13 protein-coding genes are annotated in these 16,871 nt (G+C 73.9%); 9 read left to right on the plus strand and 4 right to left on the minus strand.

The genetic code is table 11. The features are described from left to right. The 5 genes from ACIGW4_RS26205 to ACIGW4_RS26225 are packed head-to-tail and all read left to right on the plus strand — an operon-like array spanning position 1 to position 7,046. The gene (locus ACIGW4_RS26205; protein WP_399583136.1) at positions 1-1,158 is read left to right on the plus strand and encodes an acyl-CoA dehydrogenase family protein; all 1,158 of its coding nucleotides are present in this window, start codon (positions 1-3) and stop codon (positions 1,156-1,158) included. Continuing rightward, complete coding sequence (locus ACIGW4_RS26210; protein WP_399583138.1) at positions 1,158-2,843, plus strand: thiamine pyrophosphate-binding protein; 1,686 nt, start codon at positions 1,158-1,160, stop codon at positions 2,841-2,843. Before ACIGW4_RS26205 ends, ACIGW4_RS26210 begins: the two co-directional genes overlap by 1 nt. After that, positions 2,840-4,045, plus strand: a complete 1,206-nt coding sequence (locus ACIGW4_RS26215) for a Glu/Leu/Phe/Val dehydrogenase dimerization domain-containing protein (RefSeq protein ID WP_399583140.1) — start codon at positions 2,840-2,842, stop codon at positions 4,043-4,045. The genes ACIGW4_RS26210 and ACIGW4_RS26215 overlap by 4 nt, the downstream gene beginning before the upstream one ends. Continuing rightward, positions 4,042-6,264 carry an acetate--CoA ligase family protein gene (locus tag ACIGW4_RS26220; RefSeq protein WP_399583142.1) on the plus strand — a complete coding sequence of 741 codons (2,223 nt, stop codon included), beginning with the start codon at positions 4,042-4,044 and terminating at the stop codon, positions 6,262-6,264. The genes ACIGW4_RS26215 and ACIGW4_RS26220 overlap by 4 nt, the downstream gene beginning before the upstream one ends. Continuing rightward, positions 6,261-7,046 carry an SDR family oxidoreductase gene (locus tag ACIGW4_RS26225; protein WP_398709073.1) on the plus strand — a complete coding sequence of 262 codons (786 nt, stop codon included), beginning with the start codon at positions 6,261-6,263 and terminating at the stop codon, positions 7,044-7,046. The genes ACIGW4_RS26220 and ACIGW4_RS26225 overlap by 4 nt, the downstream gene beginning before the upstream one ends. Before the next feature lie 72 nt (positions 7,047-7,118). On the opposite strand, the gene ACIGW4_RS26230 is transcribed toward ACIGW4_RS26225, so the two are convergent. Continuing rightward, entirely contained in the window at positions 7,119-8,678 is a 1,560-nt protein-coding gene (locus ACIGW4_RS26230; RefSeq protein ID WP_399583143.1) for an APC family permease, read from the minus strand. Between the two features lie 132 nt (positions 8,679-8,810). On the opposite strand from ACIGW4_RS26230, the gene ACIGW4_RS26235 reads away from it, so the two are divergent. The 4 genes from ACIGW4_RS26235 to ACIGW4_RS26250 all read left to right on the plus strand — a co-directional run bounded on the left by ACIGW4_RS26235 (position 8,811) and on the right by ACIGW4_RS26250 (position 13,873). After that, complete coding sequence (locus ACIGW4_RS26235; protein ID WP_399583145.1) at positions 8,811-9,431, plus strand: TetR/AcrR family transcriptional regulator; 621 nt, start codon at positions 8,811-8,813, stop codon at positions 9,429-9,431. 88 nt (positions 9,432-9,519) lie between these two features. Beyond that, entirely contained in the window at positions 9,520-10,965 is a 1,446-nt protein-coding gene (locus tag ACIGW4_RS26240; protein ID WP_399583146.1) for a flavin monoamine oxidase family protein, read from the plus strand. Beyond that, positions 10,962-11,840, plus strand: coding sequence for a TetR family transcriptional regulator C-terminal domain-containing protein (locus ACIGW4_RS26245; protein ID WP_399583148.1), 879 nt, complete (start codon positions 10,962-10,964; stop codon positions 11,838-11,840). The genes ACIGW4_RS26240 and ACIGW4_RS26245 overlap by 4 nt, the downstream gene beginning before the upstream one ends. Before the next feature lie 56 nt (positions 11,841-11,896). Beyond that, on the plus strand, positions 11,897-13,873 hold the full coding sequence (locus tag ACIGW4_RS26250) for an FAD-dependent oxidoreductase (RefSeq protein ID WP_399583150.1): 1,977 nt from the start codon (positions 11,897-11,899) through the stop codon (positions 13,871-13,873). Between the two features lie 333 nt (positions 13,874-14,206). Here the strand turns inward: ACIGW4_RS26250 and ACIGW4_RS26255 are convergent, their stop codons facing one another. The 3 genes from ACIGW4_RS26255 to zapE all read right to left on the minus strand — a co-directional run bounded on the left by ACIGW4_RS26255 (position 14,207) and on the right by zapE (position 16,534). Next, positions 14,207-14,602 carry a hypothetical protein gene (locus ACIGW4_RS26255; RefSeq protein WP_123456547.1) on the minus strand — a complete coding sequence of 132 codons (396 nt, stop codon included), beginning with the start codon at positions 14,600-14,602 and terminating at the stop codon, positions 14,207-14,209. Between the two features lie 153 nt (positions 14,603-14,755). Continuing rightward, the gene (locus tag ACIGW4_RS26260) at positions 14,756-15,814 is read right to left on the minus strand and encodes a PP2C family protein-serine/threonine phosphatase (protein ID WP_398709084.1); all 1,059 of its coding nucleotides are present in this window, start codon (positions 15,812-15,814) and stop codon (positions 14,756-14,758) included. 210 nt (positions 15,815-16,024) lie between these two features. Continuing rightward, positions 16,025-16,534 carry an AFG1/ZapE family ATPase gene (zapE, locus tag ACIGW4_RS26265; protein WP_399583153.1) on the minus strand — a complete coding sequence of 170 codons (510 nt, stop codon included), beginning with the start codon at positions 16,532-16,534 and terminating at the stop codon, positions 16,025-16,027. Between the last annotated feature and the right edge of the window lie 337 nt (positions 16,535-16,871).

Below are 16,871 nucleotides of genomic sequence, written 5' to 3' on the forward strand. Positions count from 1 at the left end.
ATGTCCGACCTCCCCACCGAGCTGGTTCCGTTCACCCCCGAGCAGCGTGGCATCGTCGAACTCACCCGGGCCTTCGCCCGTGACGAGATCCGCCCGCGGGCGCGCGCCGTGGACGAGGCCGACGTCGAGACGCCGTGGGACCTGTGGCACAAGGCCGCCAAGGTCGGCATCACCGGCTTCATGCTTCCCGAGGAGTACGGAGGCGGCGGCTTCACCGACGTCTTCACCCAGTGCCTCGCGCAGGAGGAGCTGTGCGTCGGCGACCTCGGCATCGGGAACCTGCTCTGCTCCAACGGCTTCTTCGCCGACCCGGTGCTCGAACTCGGCACCGAGGAGCAGAAGCGGACCTGGCTCACCCCGCTGACCGGCCCCGAGACCCCGATGACCGCCCTGGCCACCACGGAACCCGGCGCCGGCTCCGACGCCGCGTCCATCGTGACGACGGCCGCCCGCACCGACGGCGGCTACCTGCTGAACGGCCAGAAGGCCTGGATCTCCAACGCCGGGGAGGCCGAGCAGTACGTCGTCTTCGCCAAGACCGATCCCACGCGGCGCTCCCGGGGCGTGACCGCCTTCCTGCTGCGCAAGGACACCCCCGGCGTCACCTTCGGCGAGCCCATGCGCAAGATGGGCCAGCGCGCCATCGTGTGCCGGGAGATCTTCTTCGCCGACGCCTTCGTGCCCGAGGAGAACCGCCTCGGAGAGGAGGGGCAGGGCTTCCGGGGGCTCATGCGGACCTTCGACATCTCGCGGGTCGTGCTGGGGGCGGCGGCGACCGGCGTGGCGCGGGCCGCGTACGAGTACGCGCGCGACTACGCGCGCACCCGGCAGCAGTTCGGCAAGCCGATCATCGAGTACCAGGCGGTGGCGTTCCGGCTGGCCGACATGCGGACCCGGATCGAGCAGGCCCGCCTGATGACCTGGCGCGCGGCCAAGCGCCTGGACGCCGGCCTGTCCGCGACGACCGAGGCCGCCATGGCCAAACTGACCGCCTCGGAGACGGCCGCGTACTGCACCTGGGCCGCCGTGCAGACCCTCGGCGGCTGGGGCTACTCGCGCGAGTACCCGGTGGAGCAGTGGATGCGGGACGCCAAGCTGGAGGAGATCGAGGAGGGCACCTCGGACATCATGCGGCTCGTGATCTCGCGGGGCCTGTGATGACGACTCCACCCGAGGAGGGCGAGGCCGTCACCGGCGGCGAGGCGGTCGTCCGCGCCCTCGCCTCGCACGGGGTCACCGACGCCTTCGGGATCCCCGGCACGCACAACCTGGAGATCTACCGCCACCTCCGGGCTTACGGCGTACGTCATGTGACGCCCCGTCACGAACAGGGTGCGGGATACGCCGCCGACGCGTACGCCCGGGTGTCCGGCCGGCCCGGTGTCGCGATCACCACCACCGGCCCCGCGCTGCTGAACATCGCCGCCGCCGTCGGCCAGGCCCACTCCGACAGCGTGCCGCTGCTCGTCGTCTCCCCCGGCATGCCGCTGCGGCATCCCCGGCAGTCCACCGGGCTCCTCCACGAGATGCGCAGCCAGACCGAGGCCCTGCGCGGCGTCGCGGCCTTCAGCCACCGGGTGTCGTCGGTGGAGGAGATCGGCTCGGCGGTGGCACGGGCCTTCACCCTCTTCCGTACGGGCCGGCCCCGTCCGGTGCACGTCGAGGTGCCGCTGGACCTCCTCGAGACCGTGGAGCCGGCAGGGCCCGTACGGCGTGCGCCGCTCGCCGGACCCCCCGCGCCCGACCCGGCGGCGGTGGGGAGGGCGGCCGAAGTCCTGCGCGCGGCCCGGCGGCCCGCCCTTGTCCTGGGCGGAGGGGCCCGGGCGGCGGCCGCGGAATGCGCGGCGCTCGCCGAGGAGTTGGGCGCACCGGTCGTGACCACCGCCAACGGCAAGGGCGTGGTGGACGAGCGCCATCCGCTCTCGCTGGGCGTGTCGCTGCACAGCCCGGCCGTGCAGAAGTGGCTGGTGGACCGCGACGTGGTCCTCGCCGTCGGCACCGAGCTGGCCGAGTCCGACATCTGGGGTCCGCCGCCGGCCCTGACGGGCACCTTGATCCGGGTCGACGTGGACCCCGCCCAGATGTACGCGGGGCTCCCGGCGGACGTGCCCCTGGTGGGCGACGCCCGCGCCCTGCTCGGGACACTGCTCGCCGGGTGCCGGGGAGGGACCGGCGACGTCCCCTCGAAACCCGACGACGTCCCCGCGGACCCCGTCGGCGTCCGTGCCCTCCGTGCCGCCCGGGACGACGAGACCCGCACCCGCGACGCACGCTGGCTCCCGTACCTCCGAACCGTCCGCCGCGTCCTCGCCGAGGACGCCGTCCTCACCTCCGACAGCGCCCAGTGCTGCTACTACGGCGCACTGCCCCATCTGCCCCTCGGCCCCGAAGGCCGCTATCTGCACCCCACCGGTTTCGGCACCCTCGGCTACGCCCTGCCCGCCGCGATCGGCGCGAAGACCGCGTGTCCCGAGCGGCAGGTCGTCGCCCTCAGCGGTGACGGCGGCCTGCAGTTCTCCGTGCAGGAGCTCGCCACCGCCGCACAGCTCCGGCTCCCGCTTCCCGTCGTGGTCTTCGACAACGGCGGCTACGGCGAGATCCGCGAGGAGATGGCGGCCCGCGGGGACACTCCCCTGGCGGTGGACCTGCCCGCCGTCGACCTCCCCGCGCTCGCCCGCGCCTACGGCGGCCGGGGCGCGGTGGTCCGTTCGCCGGAGGAGCTCGCCGACGCCCTGGCCCGCGCGCTGACCGCTCCAGGACCCACCGTCCTCACCGTTCCCGAAGTTTCCGATGTTCCCGAAGTCACCGACGTTCCCGACGTTCCCGAGGAGTCCCCCCGATGACGCCCGAGACCGCGACCGCCCTCCCGCACACCCCTCTCATCTCCCTCACCTGGACGGACCACGTGACCGGCCGCCAGGGCCACCTGGTGATCGACCGGCTCGTGCGCGGCGTCTCCAGCGGCGGGCTGCGGATGCGGGAGGGCTGCACCCTCGACGAGGTCGCCGGCCTGGCCCGCGGCATGACGATGAAGGAGGCCCTGCACTACGACCCCGAGGGCCGCTACATTCCGCTCGGCGGCGCCAAGGGCGGCATCGACTGCGACCCGCGCGACCCCGAGGCGTACGGGGTGCTGGTCCGCTACCTCCGCGCGATGCGGCCGCACATCGAGCGCTTCTGGACCACCGGCGAGGACCTCGGCCTCACCCAGGACCTCGTCGACCGCGCGGCCGCCGAGGCCGGTCTGGTCTCCTCGATCCAGGCCGTGTACCCGCTGCTCGACGACGAGGCCGCGGCCCGGCGCCGGCTCGCGGACGCGTTCGCCGTGGACGTGGACGGCATCGGGCTCGACGAGCTGGCGGGCGGCTGCGGGGTCGCCGAATCGGTCCTGACGGCGCTGGACCGGGCCGGTGTCCCCCACGCGGGGACGCGGGTGTCGGTGCAGGGCTTCGGGACGATGGGCGGGGCGACCGCCCGCTTCCTGGCCCGGGCCGGGCTGAAGATCGTCGCCGTGGCCGACGTCAAGGGCACGATCGTCCACCCGGACGGCCTGGACGTGGAGGCGCTCCTTGCCGCCCGGGACGCGTACGGGACCGTGGACCGCGCCGCCCTGCGCGCGGACGACCGCGAACTGCCCGGCGACGCCTGGCTGTCCGCCGACGCCGACGTACTCGTCCCGGCCGCCGTCTCGTACGCGGTCGACGCCGGCAACCAGGCCGGCATCACGGCCCGCTGGATCGCCGAGGCGGCCAACATGCCGGTCCTGCCGGAGGCCGAGGACCTGCTGGCGGCGCGCGGCATCACCGTCCTGCCGGACGTGGTCGTCAACTCGGCGACCAACGCCTGGTGGTGGTGGACCCTCTTCGGCGACATCGGCGCGGATCCGGACGAGGCGTTCGCCCACATCCGGCGCTCCATGCGCACGCTGGTCGAGCAGGTCCTGACCCGGGCCGAGCGCGACGGGACCACCCCGCGCGCGGCGGCGCACGGCGTCGTCGCGGACCGGCTGCCGGTGATCGCCGCGCGCTTCGGCTGGTACGCATGAGCCTGGACGCCCTCTTCGATCCGCGTTCCGTCGCCGTCGTCGGGGCCTCCGCCGACCCGGCCAAGTGGGGTTACTGGCTGGCCTCCGGCGCCCTCGCCGGACGCTCCCGGCGCACCGTCCACCTCGTCAACCAGCGGGGCGGTAACCTCGACGGCGTACCCTTCCTGCCGGACCTCGGGTCCCTGGCGACCGTCCCCGAACAGGTCGTCGTCGCGGTGCCGCCGCCGCAGGTGCGGCCCGTGGTCGTCCAGGGACTCGCGGCGGGCGCGCGGTGCTTCACCGTGATCACGTCCGGCGGGTCCGGTCCGCAGGAGGAACGGGAACTGGCCGCCCTCGTCACCTCGCACGGCGGGCGGCTGCTCGGCCCCAACTGCATGGGCGTCGTCGACACCACCACCGAACTGCGGCTGAGCTGGGGCGACTTCCCGGCGGGCGGGGTCGGGCTCGTGTCGCAGAGCGGCAACCTCGCACTCGAGATCGGCAGACTGCTGGCCCGGGCCGGACAGGGGTTCTCCCGGTTCGTCTCGCTCGGCAACCAGCGCGACATCGACGCGGCGGACGCCCTCGACGCGCTGATCGCCCACGAAGCGACGCGCGTCGTCGCCGCGTACGTGGAGGACTTCCGGGACGGGCGGCGCCTGGCCCGCACCCTGGCCGCCGCCCACGCGGCCGGCAAGCCCGTCCTGCTGCTGACCCTCGGCCGCAGCGAGGCCTCCGGCCGCGCGGCGGCCTCCCACACGGGCGCGCTGGTGAGCGCCCGGGCGGTGGTGGACGCCGTCTGCCGAGACACGGGCGCGATCCTGCTGGAGTCGGCGGGCGAACTGGTCGACACGGCCGTCCTGTTGGCGGCACGGAACGGCCTGGGGCAGAGGCGGACGCGGGGACGAGGACAAGGGCAGGGACAGGGGCAGGAGCAGAGACAGGAGCAGGGGCAGGGACAGGAGCAGGGGCAGGGACAGGAGCAAGGACAGGGACGGGCGTCGCGTCTCGGGCCGGGCCGGGCCGTGCCCGCAGGCGCCGCCGACGGAGACCCCACGGCCCCCGAAGCGGCGCGCGTCGCCGTCGTCGGCGACAGCGGAGGCCAGGGCGCGCTCGCCGCCGACGCGCTCGTCGCCCGCGGGCTCGACGTCCCCGTTCTCGACGGGGCCACCCGGGCCGCCGTCGCCGCACACCTCCCCGGCCGGGGCGGCTGCGGCAACCCCGTCGACCTCGCGGGCGCCGGGGAGGCGGACCTCCGCAACTACGCCCGGATCACCCGGGCCCTGCTCGACGGCGGGGACACCGATGCCACGGTCCTCACCGGTTACTTCGGCGACTACGCCACCGCCAACCCCGCCCAGACCCGCGAGGAGTGCGAGGTCGCCGAGGAGCTGGCGGAGGCCGCGGGAAGGGCCGGCCGACTGCTCGTCGTCCACACCATGGCCCGCGACACCCCGGCCCTGGCCGTGCTGCGCGAACACGGCGTACCCGTCTACGAGCGCATCGAGCAGGCCGCGACCGCCCTGGCCCATGCGGCCCGGTTCGAGCGCGCGACACCGTACGCGCCGCCCGAGCGGGTGCCGTCCCCGCCCCCGTCCTCGTCCCGCCCGGTCGCGGACGGGGGGTACGAGAGCGTCCGGACCCTGCTCCGGTCCCATGGACTCGACTTTCCCGCCGCCGAGTTCGTCGGCACGGCCGACGAGGCGGCCGACGCCGCCCGCCACACCGGATACCCGCTCGTCCTCAAGGCGATGGGCCTGGCCCACAAGACCGAGGCGGGCGGGGTGGCCCTCGGCATCGCCGACGAGACCGCGCTGCGCGCCGCCTTCGCCCGGATGCGTGACGCCACCGGCGCCACCCGGTACGCGGTCGAGGAGATGGCCGTCCACCCGCACTCCGTCGAGCTCATCGCCGGAGTGCGGTACGACCCGGCGTTCGGGCCCGTCGCCGTGGTCGGCCTCGGCGGGGTCACCGCCGAACTGCTCGCCGACACCGCGCTCGCCCTCGCCCCGCTCACCCCGGGACGGGCGCGCGAGCTGCTGCTCTCCCTGCGGCACGCACCGCTGCTCACCGGCTGGCGGGGCGCGCCCGCCGTCGACCTGGACGCCGCCGCGGACGCCCTGTGCGCGCTGGCGCGGGCCGCGTCCGAGCACCCCGAGCTCACCGAGATCGAAGTCAATCCGCTGCTCGTCCACCCGGGCGGCGCGGTCGCCCTCGACGCCCATGGAGTGATGACATGACCCGGTTCGACGGACGGACGTACATCGTGACGGGCGGCGGCAGCGGCATCGGCCGCGCCATCGCGCTCGCCCTGGCGGGGGCGGGCGCCCGGGTCGCCGTCGCCGGCCGCACCCCGCAGCGGCTCGACGAGACGGTCGCCCTGGTCGAGAAGGCCGGCGGGGAGGCCCTCGCGGTGCCGACGGACGTACGCGACCCGGAGGCGGTGGACACGCTGGTGGCCGCGGCGGTCGGGCGGTTCGGCAGCCTTGACGGGCTGGTCAACAACGCCGCCGGAAACTTCGTCGTCCCCGGCATCGACCTGTCCCCGGGCGGCTGGCGCGCCGTCGTCGACATCGTCCTCAACGGCTCGTACTACTGCACCCGTGCCGTCGCCCGCAGGCTGCGCGAACAGGGCACCGGCGGCTCGATCCTCTCGGTGATCGCCACGTACGCCTGGCACGGCCACCCGGGCACCGTCCACTCGGCCGCCGCGAAGGCCGGCGTCCTGGCCATGACGCGGACCCTGGCGGTCGAACTCGCCCCGCTGGGCATCCGCCTGAACTGCGTCGCCCCCGGCCCGACGGAGACGGAGGGCGCCGGCGCGGCCCTGTGGGCCACCGACGAGGCTCGCGAGGAGGTTCTGGCCACGGTCCCGGCGGGCCGCTTCGCCGACCCCGCCGAGATCGCGGAGGCGTCGCTGTTCCTCCTGGGCGACGGGGCGTCGTACCTGACCGGCGAGTGCCTCACGGTGGACGGCGGCCAGTGGCTGGGGAAGCAGGTGTACGGGCGGTCGGCCGGGTAGCGGAAAGGGACCGTACGCAACGGCGAGGGGCGGCCGTCGGGCCGCCCCTCGCCGTTGCGTACGGTCCGGACCTCAGTTCTTCGTACGGCGGGTCTTCGCGCCCGCCGCGTAGAAGACGAGGCCGATGACCGCGATGATCAGCAGCGGCACGACCTGGCTCAGCGTGTACGCGGAGCGCCGGCCGGCGAAGGCCTCGGGCAGGGAGTCCGCGGGGGAACCCTCCGTGCCGAACCAGCCGACGCCGAAGCCCGGCCAGATCAGGACGACCACCGTGAAGGCGACCAGGCCGGTCGCGAGCGCGGTGACCGTCCAGGCGCCGAGGCGACCGCCCGGGACGGCGTACGGACGGGGGGTGTCGGGGTACTTGCGGCGCAGCACCACCAGGCTCGGGAAGGTGATGACGTACGAGATGAAGGTCGTGCAGATCGTCAGGCCCAGGCCCGCCGCGAAGTACTTCTCTCCGTCGCCCCCGGTGAGGTTGAGGGCGGCGACGAGGAGGATCGACGCGAGGACCGCCGAGAGCAGGTTCACCCGCACCGGGGTGCCGTGCTTCTCGGAGATCGTGCCGAGCCAGGCCGGCCCGGCGCCGTCGGCGCAGGCCACGGCCTGGGCGCGGTGCGCGCCCATCGCCCAGGTGACGCCGGAGGTCAGCAGGCCGATGATGAGCCCCGCGGCGGCGATGCCGCCGAAGACCGCGCCCGCACCGGTGAGGGTGACCGTGCCGTCCGCGGCGATGGAACCCCCGTAGACGGTGAAGACGGCCTTGCAGGCGTCGATGAAACCGCCGAGGCTGCCGATCTTCTCGCCGGGCAGGACGAACATGATGCCGAGGATGGGCCCGCCGTAGAGCAGGAGCGAGGCGACGCCGGAGCGGAGGATGGAGAGCGGGATGTCACGGCGCGGGTTGCGCATCTCCTCGGCCGCGGAGCTGGGCAGTTCGAAGCCGACGTAGTTGAAGATCAGGACGGGGACGAGCGCCACGAAACCGGCGTAGGTCGGTGAGAACTCGCTCGCGGGCAGGGCGTGCACGCCGTTCCGCACGGCGAAGACGACCACCGAGACGAGGAAGAACCCCAGCAGCACGATGCGCGCGACGGCGCCCGCGATCGGCACCCACTTGCCGACCCGGACGGACTGGACGACGGCGAGCGCGCCGCCCCAGATGAAGACGAGACCGGCGGCGTACTTCCATGGACCGGGCAGCGGCGTGAAGAACTCCTCCCAGGTGGTGAGGGCGATGATGCACAGACTGCCGCCCACCCACACCGGGTTGGAGATCCAGTAGAGGATCTGGTTGAGGCCCGCGGTGAGCCGGCCGAAAGCGAGCCGGGTCCAGACGTACGGGCCGCCCTGGACGGGGAAGGCCGAGCCGAGTTCGGCGACGAGGAGTCCGTAGGGGAGGAAGAAGAGCACCGCGAGGACGGCCATCCAGGTCAGTCCCTGCGGGCCCTGCGCCGCGACCGACCCGATCGTGTCCAGTCCGACGAGGGTGCATATGAGGAACAGCAGGACGTCGAAACGGCGCAGCTCCTTGCGGAGCCGGCCGCGCTGTTCGCCCCAGCCCTCGGAGAGGTCGGGGGTCTCGGGTGCGGGCTCTTCGGCCCTGCTGGCGGTGACGGGTGCTTGGGTCACGGGGCGGACTCCTACGGCAGCACGGGGAGGGTCACGTACGGAGCGGCACATCACCTGACTGAACGGCCAGTCAGTAGCCAGCACTGTGAGCCCGGCCACACGGCACTGTCAAGAGCTGTGTAGGGTAAAGCCGTGGCCAGAGTCCGGTTGAGCGTGGAGGAACGGCGCGCGGAGATCCTGCGCGTCGCCGTCGAGCAGATCGAAGCCCGTGGCGTCAGCGGCGTACGCATCGCGGACGTCGCCTCGGCGCTCGGAGTCAGCAACTCCCTGGTGCTCTACCACTTCTCCACCAAGGAACTGCTCGTCGCCGAGGCCTTCGCCCATGCCGCCGAGGGCGACCTCGCCCACCTGCGCAGACTCCTGGACAAACCCCGCACCAGCGCCACGCTCCGGCTGCGCTCGGCCGTGCGCTGGTACGCGCCGACCGGGCAGGCGAAGGGCTGGCGGCTCTGGATCGAGGGCTGGGCGGCCGCGCTGCGCGAACCCGCCCTCAGGAAGGTCGCCCACGACCTCGACCAGCAGTGGAAGGCCGCGATCGCCGACGTCGTCGCGCAGGGCGTGGCGGCCGGCGAGTTCACCTGCGACCGCCCCGAGGACGTGGCCTGGCGTCTGACCGCGCTGCTCGACGGACTGGCCGTGCAGATGACCTCGTACAAGGGACCGCTCAGCCGCGCCATGATGCTGGAGTGGGTGGACGACGCGCTCGTGGCCGAACTGGGCGTCGACCGCGAGACGCTGACGGCCGGTCGATAGGGCCGCGCCTCCCTCACCGGCCGTGCGGCGCGGCCCTCCTGCCGCAACCATTGACGCGCCCGTCAGTGTTGCCGCATCCTCTCGGGCCATGGAGAGACAGAGCGGAACGCGTCTGATCGAATCCGATGTCGTCGTCGTGGGCGGAGGGTACGCCGGGCTGGCCGCGGCACTCCGACTCCACGACAACGCCGTCGACTTCACCCTGGTCGAAGCCTCCGACCGGGTCGGCGGACGGGTCCTGACCGAGATCCGACCGGGCGGCGGACCCGTCGACCACGGCGGCCAGTGGGTCGGCCCCACACAGACCCGCCTCCTCGAACTCGCCGCACGCTTCGGCTGCCGCACCTTCCCGACCTGGGAGAAGGGCAGCCACATCGAGGTCTGGCACGACGGCGCGAGGGTCCCCTACACCGGCGCCGCGCCCGCCGACGGGCCCGGCACGGCCGAGTACGTCCGGGTCACCGAGCTCCTCGACGAGTTCGCCCGCACCGTGGACACCGTCCGGCCGTGGCGCACGGCCCGCTTCGAGGAATGGGACGCACGGACGGCACAGTCCTTCTTCCGGTCCGAAACCGACGACGCGGACGCCCTGCGCCGCCTGGCCCTCGCCGTCCAGGGGCTGTGGTGCGCGGAGCCCGACGAGATCTCGCTCTTCCACGTCCTCTTCTACATCGCCGCGGCCGGCGGCTTCGAGCAGCTGATGGAGACCCGCGGCTGCGCCCAGGACAGCCGGTTCGCCACGGGCGCCGCCGGCCCGGCCCGCGCGGTCGCGGCCCTGCTCGGCGACCGCGTCCGCCTCGGCGAGCGGGCGCTCGCGATCGCGTACGACGCCGACGGCGTCCGCGTCCGCACCCCGACCAGCCTGCTCCGGGCGCGCCGGGCGATCGTGGCCCTGCCCCCGCACGCCGTACGGGCCGTGGACTTCGCGCCGCCCCTGCCCGCCGCACGGGACGGCTGGCTGTCGCACAGTCCGATGGGACGCGTCGCCAAGGTCCACGCGGTCTACGACACCCCGTTCTGGCGCGAGGAGGGACTGTCCGGGGTGGCGACGCTGTACGGCGACGGGCCGATCGGCGTCGTGTTCGACAACTCCCCGGAGGACGGCTCGTACGGCGTTCTCGTCGGATTCGTGTACGGCGGCCGTCTGGACGGCTTCGCCGCCCTGGACGAGGCCGATCGCAGGACGGCCGTCCTGGACGGTCTCGTCTCCGTGGCCGGCCCCCGGGCCGGACGGCCGCGCGACTACACGGAGAAGATCTGGACCCGGGACCCCTTCGCCCGGGGCGGGTACGAGGCCTACGCGACGCCCGGCGGATGGAGCGGGCACGGCGAGCGCGGCTGGCGGGAGCCGACCGGGCCCCTGCACTGGGCGGGGACGGAGACCGCGTCGGAGTGGAACGGCTACATCGACGGCGCGGTGTCGTCGGGGTACCGGGCCGCCGACGAAGTCCTCGCAGGCCTGGACGGGGCGGACGAGGTGGACGGACGGGGCAGGGCGGGCGAGGCGAACGGATCGGGCGGGGCGGCGCGATGACGGCGATCCGGCGGGGGCGGGACGACGACGCCCGGGCCGTGGCGGACCGGGCGCGCCGGGTGGTGCGGTCGGCGGCGGTCAGCCAGCGTGAGTTCGCCGCCCGCATCGGCATGGAGCCCACCGCCCTGTCCAAGGCCCTCAACGGCGGCCGCCGCCTCGCGGACCGCGAACTCGCCGCCATCGCGCGGATCGGGAAGGTGTCCCTGCGGTACCTGCGGACCGGGGAGGGCCGGCCGCCCGCCGCCCCGGACGACCCGGCGGTGCCCGAGGCGCGACGCCGCGCCGACGCCGTCGACGCGGAGGTCCGCCGGGCCCAGATCCTGGAGGAGACCGCGCGGCTCATCGCCCGCCGCGGCTTCCACCAGGTCCGGGTCGCGGACATCGCCCGCGCCTGCGGAACCAGCACGGGCACGATCCACTACCACTTCCCCACGAAGGGCGACGCACTGCGCGCCGCCCTGCACCACTACGCCGAGCGGCTCCACCAGCGCCTCGAAGCCGAGTTCCGGGACGCGGACGGGCCGGTCGAGAAGCTGCGGCGGCTGATCGACGTCCAGCTGATCAGCGGCGAGGACGACAACGACGAATGGTCGGTGTGGGTGCAGTCGTGGAACGAGGCGATCCTCGACCCCGCCCTGCGGGAGGGCCAGCGCGAGATCTACGCCCGCTGGCGGCGGACCGTGCTCGACCTGGTGCACGCCTGCCGGTACGAGGGGATGGCCACGGACGCCGATCCGGAGGCGCTGACCAGCCGGTTCACCGCTCTCGCGGACGGCCTGGCCATCCAGATCCTCGCGGGGAACGGGGAGATGACCCCGACCCGGATGCGAGAGCTGCTCCTCGACGCCTTCGAACCGCACATCACGCTCCGCTGACGGGCGCGGCGGCCTTCCTCCGGTCGCCGCCCGCCCGGCCCGAGAAAGGACGTCCCATGACGACGCGGTTCCCCCACCTGTTCAGCCCGCTGAGGATAGGCGGCGTCACCGTGCCCAACCGGATCCTGTCCTCCGGCCACGACACGGTCCTGGCCGAGGACGGCGCGGTGACCGACGACCTGATCGCCTATCACGAGGCCCGCGCCGCGGGCGGCGTCGGCCTGATCGTGCTCCAGGTGTCCGGCGTGCACGAGTCCGCCCGCTACACCACGCACGTGCTGATGGCCACGGACGACGCGTGCGTCCCCGGCTACGCCCGGCTCGCGGCGGCGGTGCACCGGCACGGTACGAAGGTCTTCGGCCAGCTGTTCCATCCCGGCCGGGAGATCCTGGAGTCCGGGGACGGCACCGCGCCGGTGGCGTGGGCGCCCTCGGCCACACCGAGCGAGCGCTTCCACGTCATGCCGCGCGCCATGACCGAGGCGGAGATCCACGAGGTCGTCGACGGTTACGGACAGGCGGCGCGCCGACTGCGCGAGGCCGGACTCGACGGCGTGGAGGTCGTCGCCAGCCACGGCTACCTGCCGGCGCAGTTCCTCAGCCCCCACGTCAACGTCCGGACCGACGGCTGGGGCGGCGACCGCGAGGGACGGCTGCGGTTCCTGCGCGAGGCGCTGCGCAGCGCCCGGGCGGAGGCCCGGCCGGGCTTCGCCGTCGGCCTGCGCATCTCGGGCGACGAACTCAGCCACGACGGCCTGGACACCGACCTCGTCCTGGACACCGTCGCCCGGCTCGACGCCGAAGGCCTCCTCGACTGCGTCTCGGTGTGCGCGGGCAGCTCGTCCAGCCTGTCCGGGGCCGAGCACATCGCGCCCCCCATGTTCCGGCCCGCCGGTTACACCGCCCCGCTCGCCGCGAAGGTGCGCGCGGTGGTCGGCGTCCCGGTGATGGTGGCCGGCCGGATCAACCAGCCGCAGGAGGCCGAGCGGATCCTCGCGGACGGGCAGGCCGACGCCTGCGCGATGACCAGGGCGCTGATCTGCGACCCGGACCTGCCGGCCAAGACCGCCGAAGGCCGTACCGAGGAGATCCGCGCTTGCGTCGGCTGCAACCAGGCCTGCATCGGCCACTTCCAGCTCGGCCGCCCCGTCTCCTGCATCCAGTACCCGGAGACGGGGCGGGAGCGTCGCTTCGGGGTTCTGCCGCTCGTGACACGGCGCAGGAGGGTGCTGGTGGTCGGCGGCGGCCCGGCCGGCCTGAAGGCCGCGGCCGTGGCGGCCGCACGCGGCCACGACGTGGAACTGCACGAGGCGGGCCGACGCGTGGGCGGCCAGGTGCTCCTTGCCGAACGGCTCCCGGGGCGGGCCGAGTTCGGAGGTGTGGTCACCAACCTGGAGGGCGAGGCGCACCGCGCCGGAGTCCGCGTCGTGACGGGCTCGCGGATCGACGCCCCGGGCCTCGCCGCCGCGGCCCCGGACGCCGTGGTCCTCGCGACCGGGGCCCGGCCCCGCCGACCGCGCCTGGAGCTGGTGGACGACCCGGTGGTGCTGGACGCCTGGTCGGTGATCCGCGGCGACGCCGGGATCCCGCGCGGCCGCCGGGGGCGGATCGTGGTGGCGGACTGGCGCGGCGACTGGATCGGCCTCGGCACCGCCCTCCTCCTGGCCGGCCGGGGCCGGAAGGTGACCCTCTGCGTGACCGGCTTCGCGGCCGGCGAGCACCTGCAGCAGTACGTACGCGCCGCCATGCTGGCCCGGGCCGTGCGCGCCCGGATCGAGATCGTCTCCAACGTCCGGCTCCACGGCGCGGACGACGACACCGTCTACCTCCAGCACACCCTGACCGAGGACCCGGTGGTGCTGGAGGGCACGGCCGGGGTCGTCCTGGCCCAGGGCCACCTCCCGGTCACCGACCCCGACCCGCTCGCCCTGGGCGTCGCGCCCGACCGTGTCTTCACGGTGGGCGACTGCGTCAGCCCGCGCACGGTGGAGGAGGCGGTACTGGAGGGCCTGACGGTGGCGTCCGGGCTGTAGACACGGCGATTCCGCCGCCGAAGGGCCCGCACGTCGTTCGCCCCTGAGCTCTTCGCGCACCGCCGACCGCCGGCCGGCCCCGTCCGCGGCGGGGCGAACGTCTCATGAACCCGACGTCGCTGAATCCCGCCCACCGAAGGGGGCGGCAAAACATGCCATCCATGCACATCATGCAGGGCACATCATGCAGGCCATGGGGCTTCTTCGTCCGGTCGAGAGGTCATCTCGCGCGGTCGAGCCGTGAGGCCGGCGGATCCGCGCGCCGGTGAGGCCCCGATGCGGGCGGCCGCGGCCGTGCCGCAGCCACGGGAGCCACGGGCGCGGGCCGCTGCCCTACCGCGTGCGGTGGTCGCTTCGGCGGTGTCGGCGCCGTGCTCTCCACCGGGCCAGGAGCTCACCGGGCGTACGGGCCGGCGGTGTCCGTTCCGCCGGTTCTCGCTCCTGCGGGGTGAGGGCGATGTGGGGCATGAGGTAGTGCTCGCCGCCCGTCTCCAGCACGCACAGGGGGACGTCGCCCACGTCGTCGGGGTGGCCGATCCTCACGACGATGCGCCGGGGCGGAAGGGCGGGGATCTCCCCCTCCAGGACGGTGGCGTGGTGGCGCGGGGTCGGGGCCACGGCGACGGTCTTGCCGTCGACCCAGACTTCCGCGCGCCGGCGCCGCGCGTCGTGCAGGACGGTGATCGAGTGACCGTCCTGATCCAGGTGGTACCGGTGGCGGCCTGCCATGCCAGCCTCCTCGCGCGCTCCTGTCCACCAGCGTAGAACGCCGAGCCCCTCCGCCTGCCGCGGGACGGTGGGGGGTGGACGAAGGCGCCCGCCCTCGCCCTCGCCGATCGTCACGCTCCTGTGCTCGTCGGGCCGGCCCGAAAGCCACCGGCCCTACGGCTCCGGCGCGATCCTCTGCACCGCGACCAGCGCCGCGTCATCGCCGAGATGGCCGCCGACGTACGTCTGGAGGTCGGCCCGCAGCCTGCCGAGCAGGATCGCCGGGTCGTCGCCCGCCCAGGCGGCGAGCCGCTCCGTCAGGGGATAGAAGGCGCGTGAGTGGTCACGTGCCTCCGTCACTCCGTCCGTGTGGAGGAGCAGCACGTCTTCGACGCCGAAGGGGAAGGTCTCGACCGTCGCGTGCGCCGCGAGGACGTCCGAGAGCCCGAGCGGCGGCCTCGTGTGCGCCGTGTCGAGCGGGATCACCCGCCCCCGGCTGAGGAGCAGCGGCGGGGGGTGCCCGCAGTTCACGAGACGTACCACCGGTTCCTGGTCGGGGACGTCGAGCACCAGCGCGGTGACGAAGGCCTCGTCGGCGCCGTCGACCGGGGCCGCCGTCGCCCCGTGGGTCCGCTCGGCCGAGCCGATTCCCGCTTCCAGCTGTCCGACCAGTTCCGGCAGCTCCTGTTCGCGGCGGGCCGTGACCCGGAAGGCGCCCAGGACGAGCGAGGCCTCGCAGATCGCGTCGAGTCCCTTGCCGCGGGCATCGCCGATCAGCAGCCGGGTCCCGGACGCCGTCCGTGCCGCCGCGTACAGGTCGCCGCCCATCTGCGCCTCCTCCTCGGCCGCCAGATAGAGCGAGGCGATCCGCAGGGGCCCTGTCCGTTCGGGAAGCGGCGGCAGGACGACGCTCTGGGCGGCGTGGGCGATCGAACGCAGGCGTGCCACCCGGTTCTCGTCCCGTTCGCGCAGGTGGGCGAAGAAGGTCGCGATGACCGAGATCAGGACGAGGGCGACGATCTGGTACGTGTGGTTGAGGTCCGTGACGCTCGTCCGCGCGAGGGCCACCACCGTCTGCGCGACGACCGCGACCGCCCCCACGAAGGCCGTGGCCCGGGGACCCGCGAAGGAGGCGGTCATCGCGGGCGCGGCGATCAGGAACGGCCCCAGGTGCACATCGGGAGGGACCACCACGTCCACCACCGTGACCGCCGCGATCAGCGCGAGCGGCACGGCGAGCAGCCACCGCCGCCCGCCGCGCCGTGAAGGACGGGGAACGAGGTCACGCCTGAGGGGGCACACGTAAAAGGCATACCTCAGACGCCGGGGCGTGTCCTCTCGGCCCCTCTCCGACCCGCCGGGCACGGACGCGGACCACGGCCACGGCCACGGCCACGGACCAGTGGCGGCGATCTCCGGAAAGGCGATCTCCGGAGAGCGGCCCTACGTCCCGGTCGGCCGCACCCGACCGTCTCGGTCCGTCCGCCGGCGCATGGCGAGGCGGCTCGCCGTGCGGTCCAGGTCGCGGGTGAGGGCCTGGTCGGCGGGGAGGGCGGCCAGGGGGTCGGCGCCGATGAGGACGAGCCGGATGTCACGGTCGCGGGCCACGTCCACCGGGTTGGCGAACCTCTGCCGTCCGTCCGCGGAGACCTCGGCCGGCGGGGGCACACCGTCCAGGACGTCCATCCGCTCCTCTATGAGCTGGATGGTCGGCTCGAACAGGTGGTGGTGGAGCGGGTCCGGCATCAGTCCGGCGGGCGGGTGGTTCGAGGTGGTGACCAGGGTGATCCGGCGGTCCAGCGGCGTGCGGAACAGGCGTGCGATCGGCATCGTGTCGCCCGCGTCGTGTGCGTGGAACTCGTCGAAGACCAGGACCCGGCTGTCACCGATCAGCTCGCCGAGGGCGCTGTCGACGGCGCTCTGCCCGTCGTGACGGGCGCCCGGTGCGGTCACCCCGTCGTGCAGCCGGCGGAAGAAGTCGTGGAGTCGTCCAGCTCCAGCTCCAGCTCCAGCTCCAGCCGATGGCGGTGCACACCTACGACGCCCTCGTCACGGATCTCGTGACTCATGACCTGCCGCCCCCCTTCGAGGCCCGGCGTCCGACTCACGGGGAAGATCGTCAAGAACTTCCCATTTCTGAGGGGACCTTTACGCCCAAAACGACGGCCACGTTCAGCCTTCGGACGGCGAGGTGCTACACATGTCCACAGCCGGAGCCTTGAGAGCCCCTCGCCGTCGTCCTCGTGTGTTCACCGGACAGAGCGGGAGGGGCCTGGCCCGCTCGCTTCCC

Origin of the sequence: Streptomyces sp. NPDC053513 (assembly GCF_044544765.1) — a bacterium.
In the GTDB taxonomy this organism is placed as follows: domain Bacteria; phylum Actinomycetota; class Actinomycetes; order Streptomycetales; family Streptomycetaceae; genus Streptomyces; species Streptomyces litmocidini.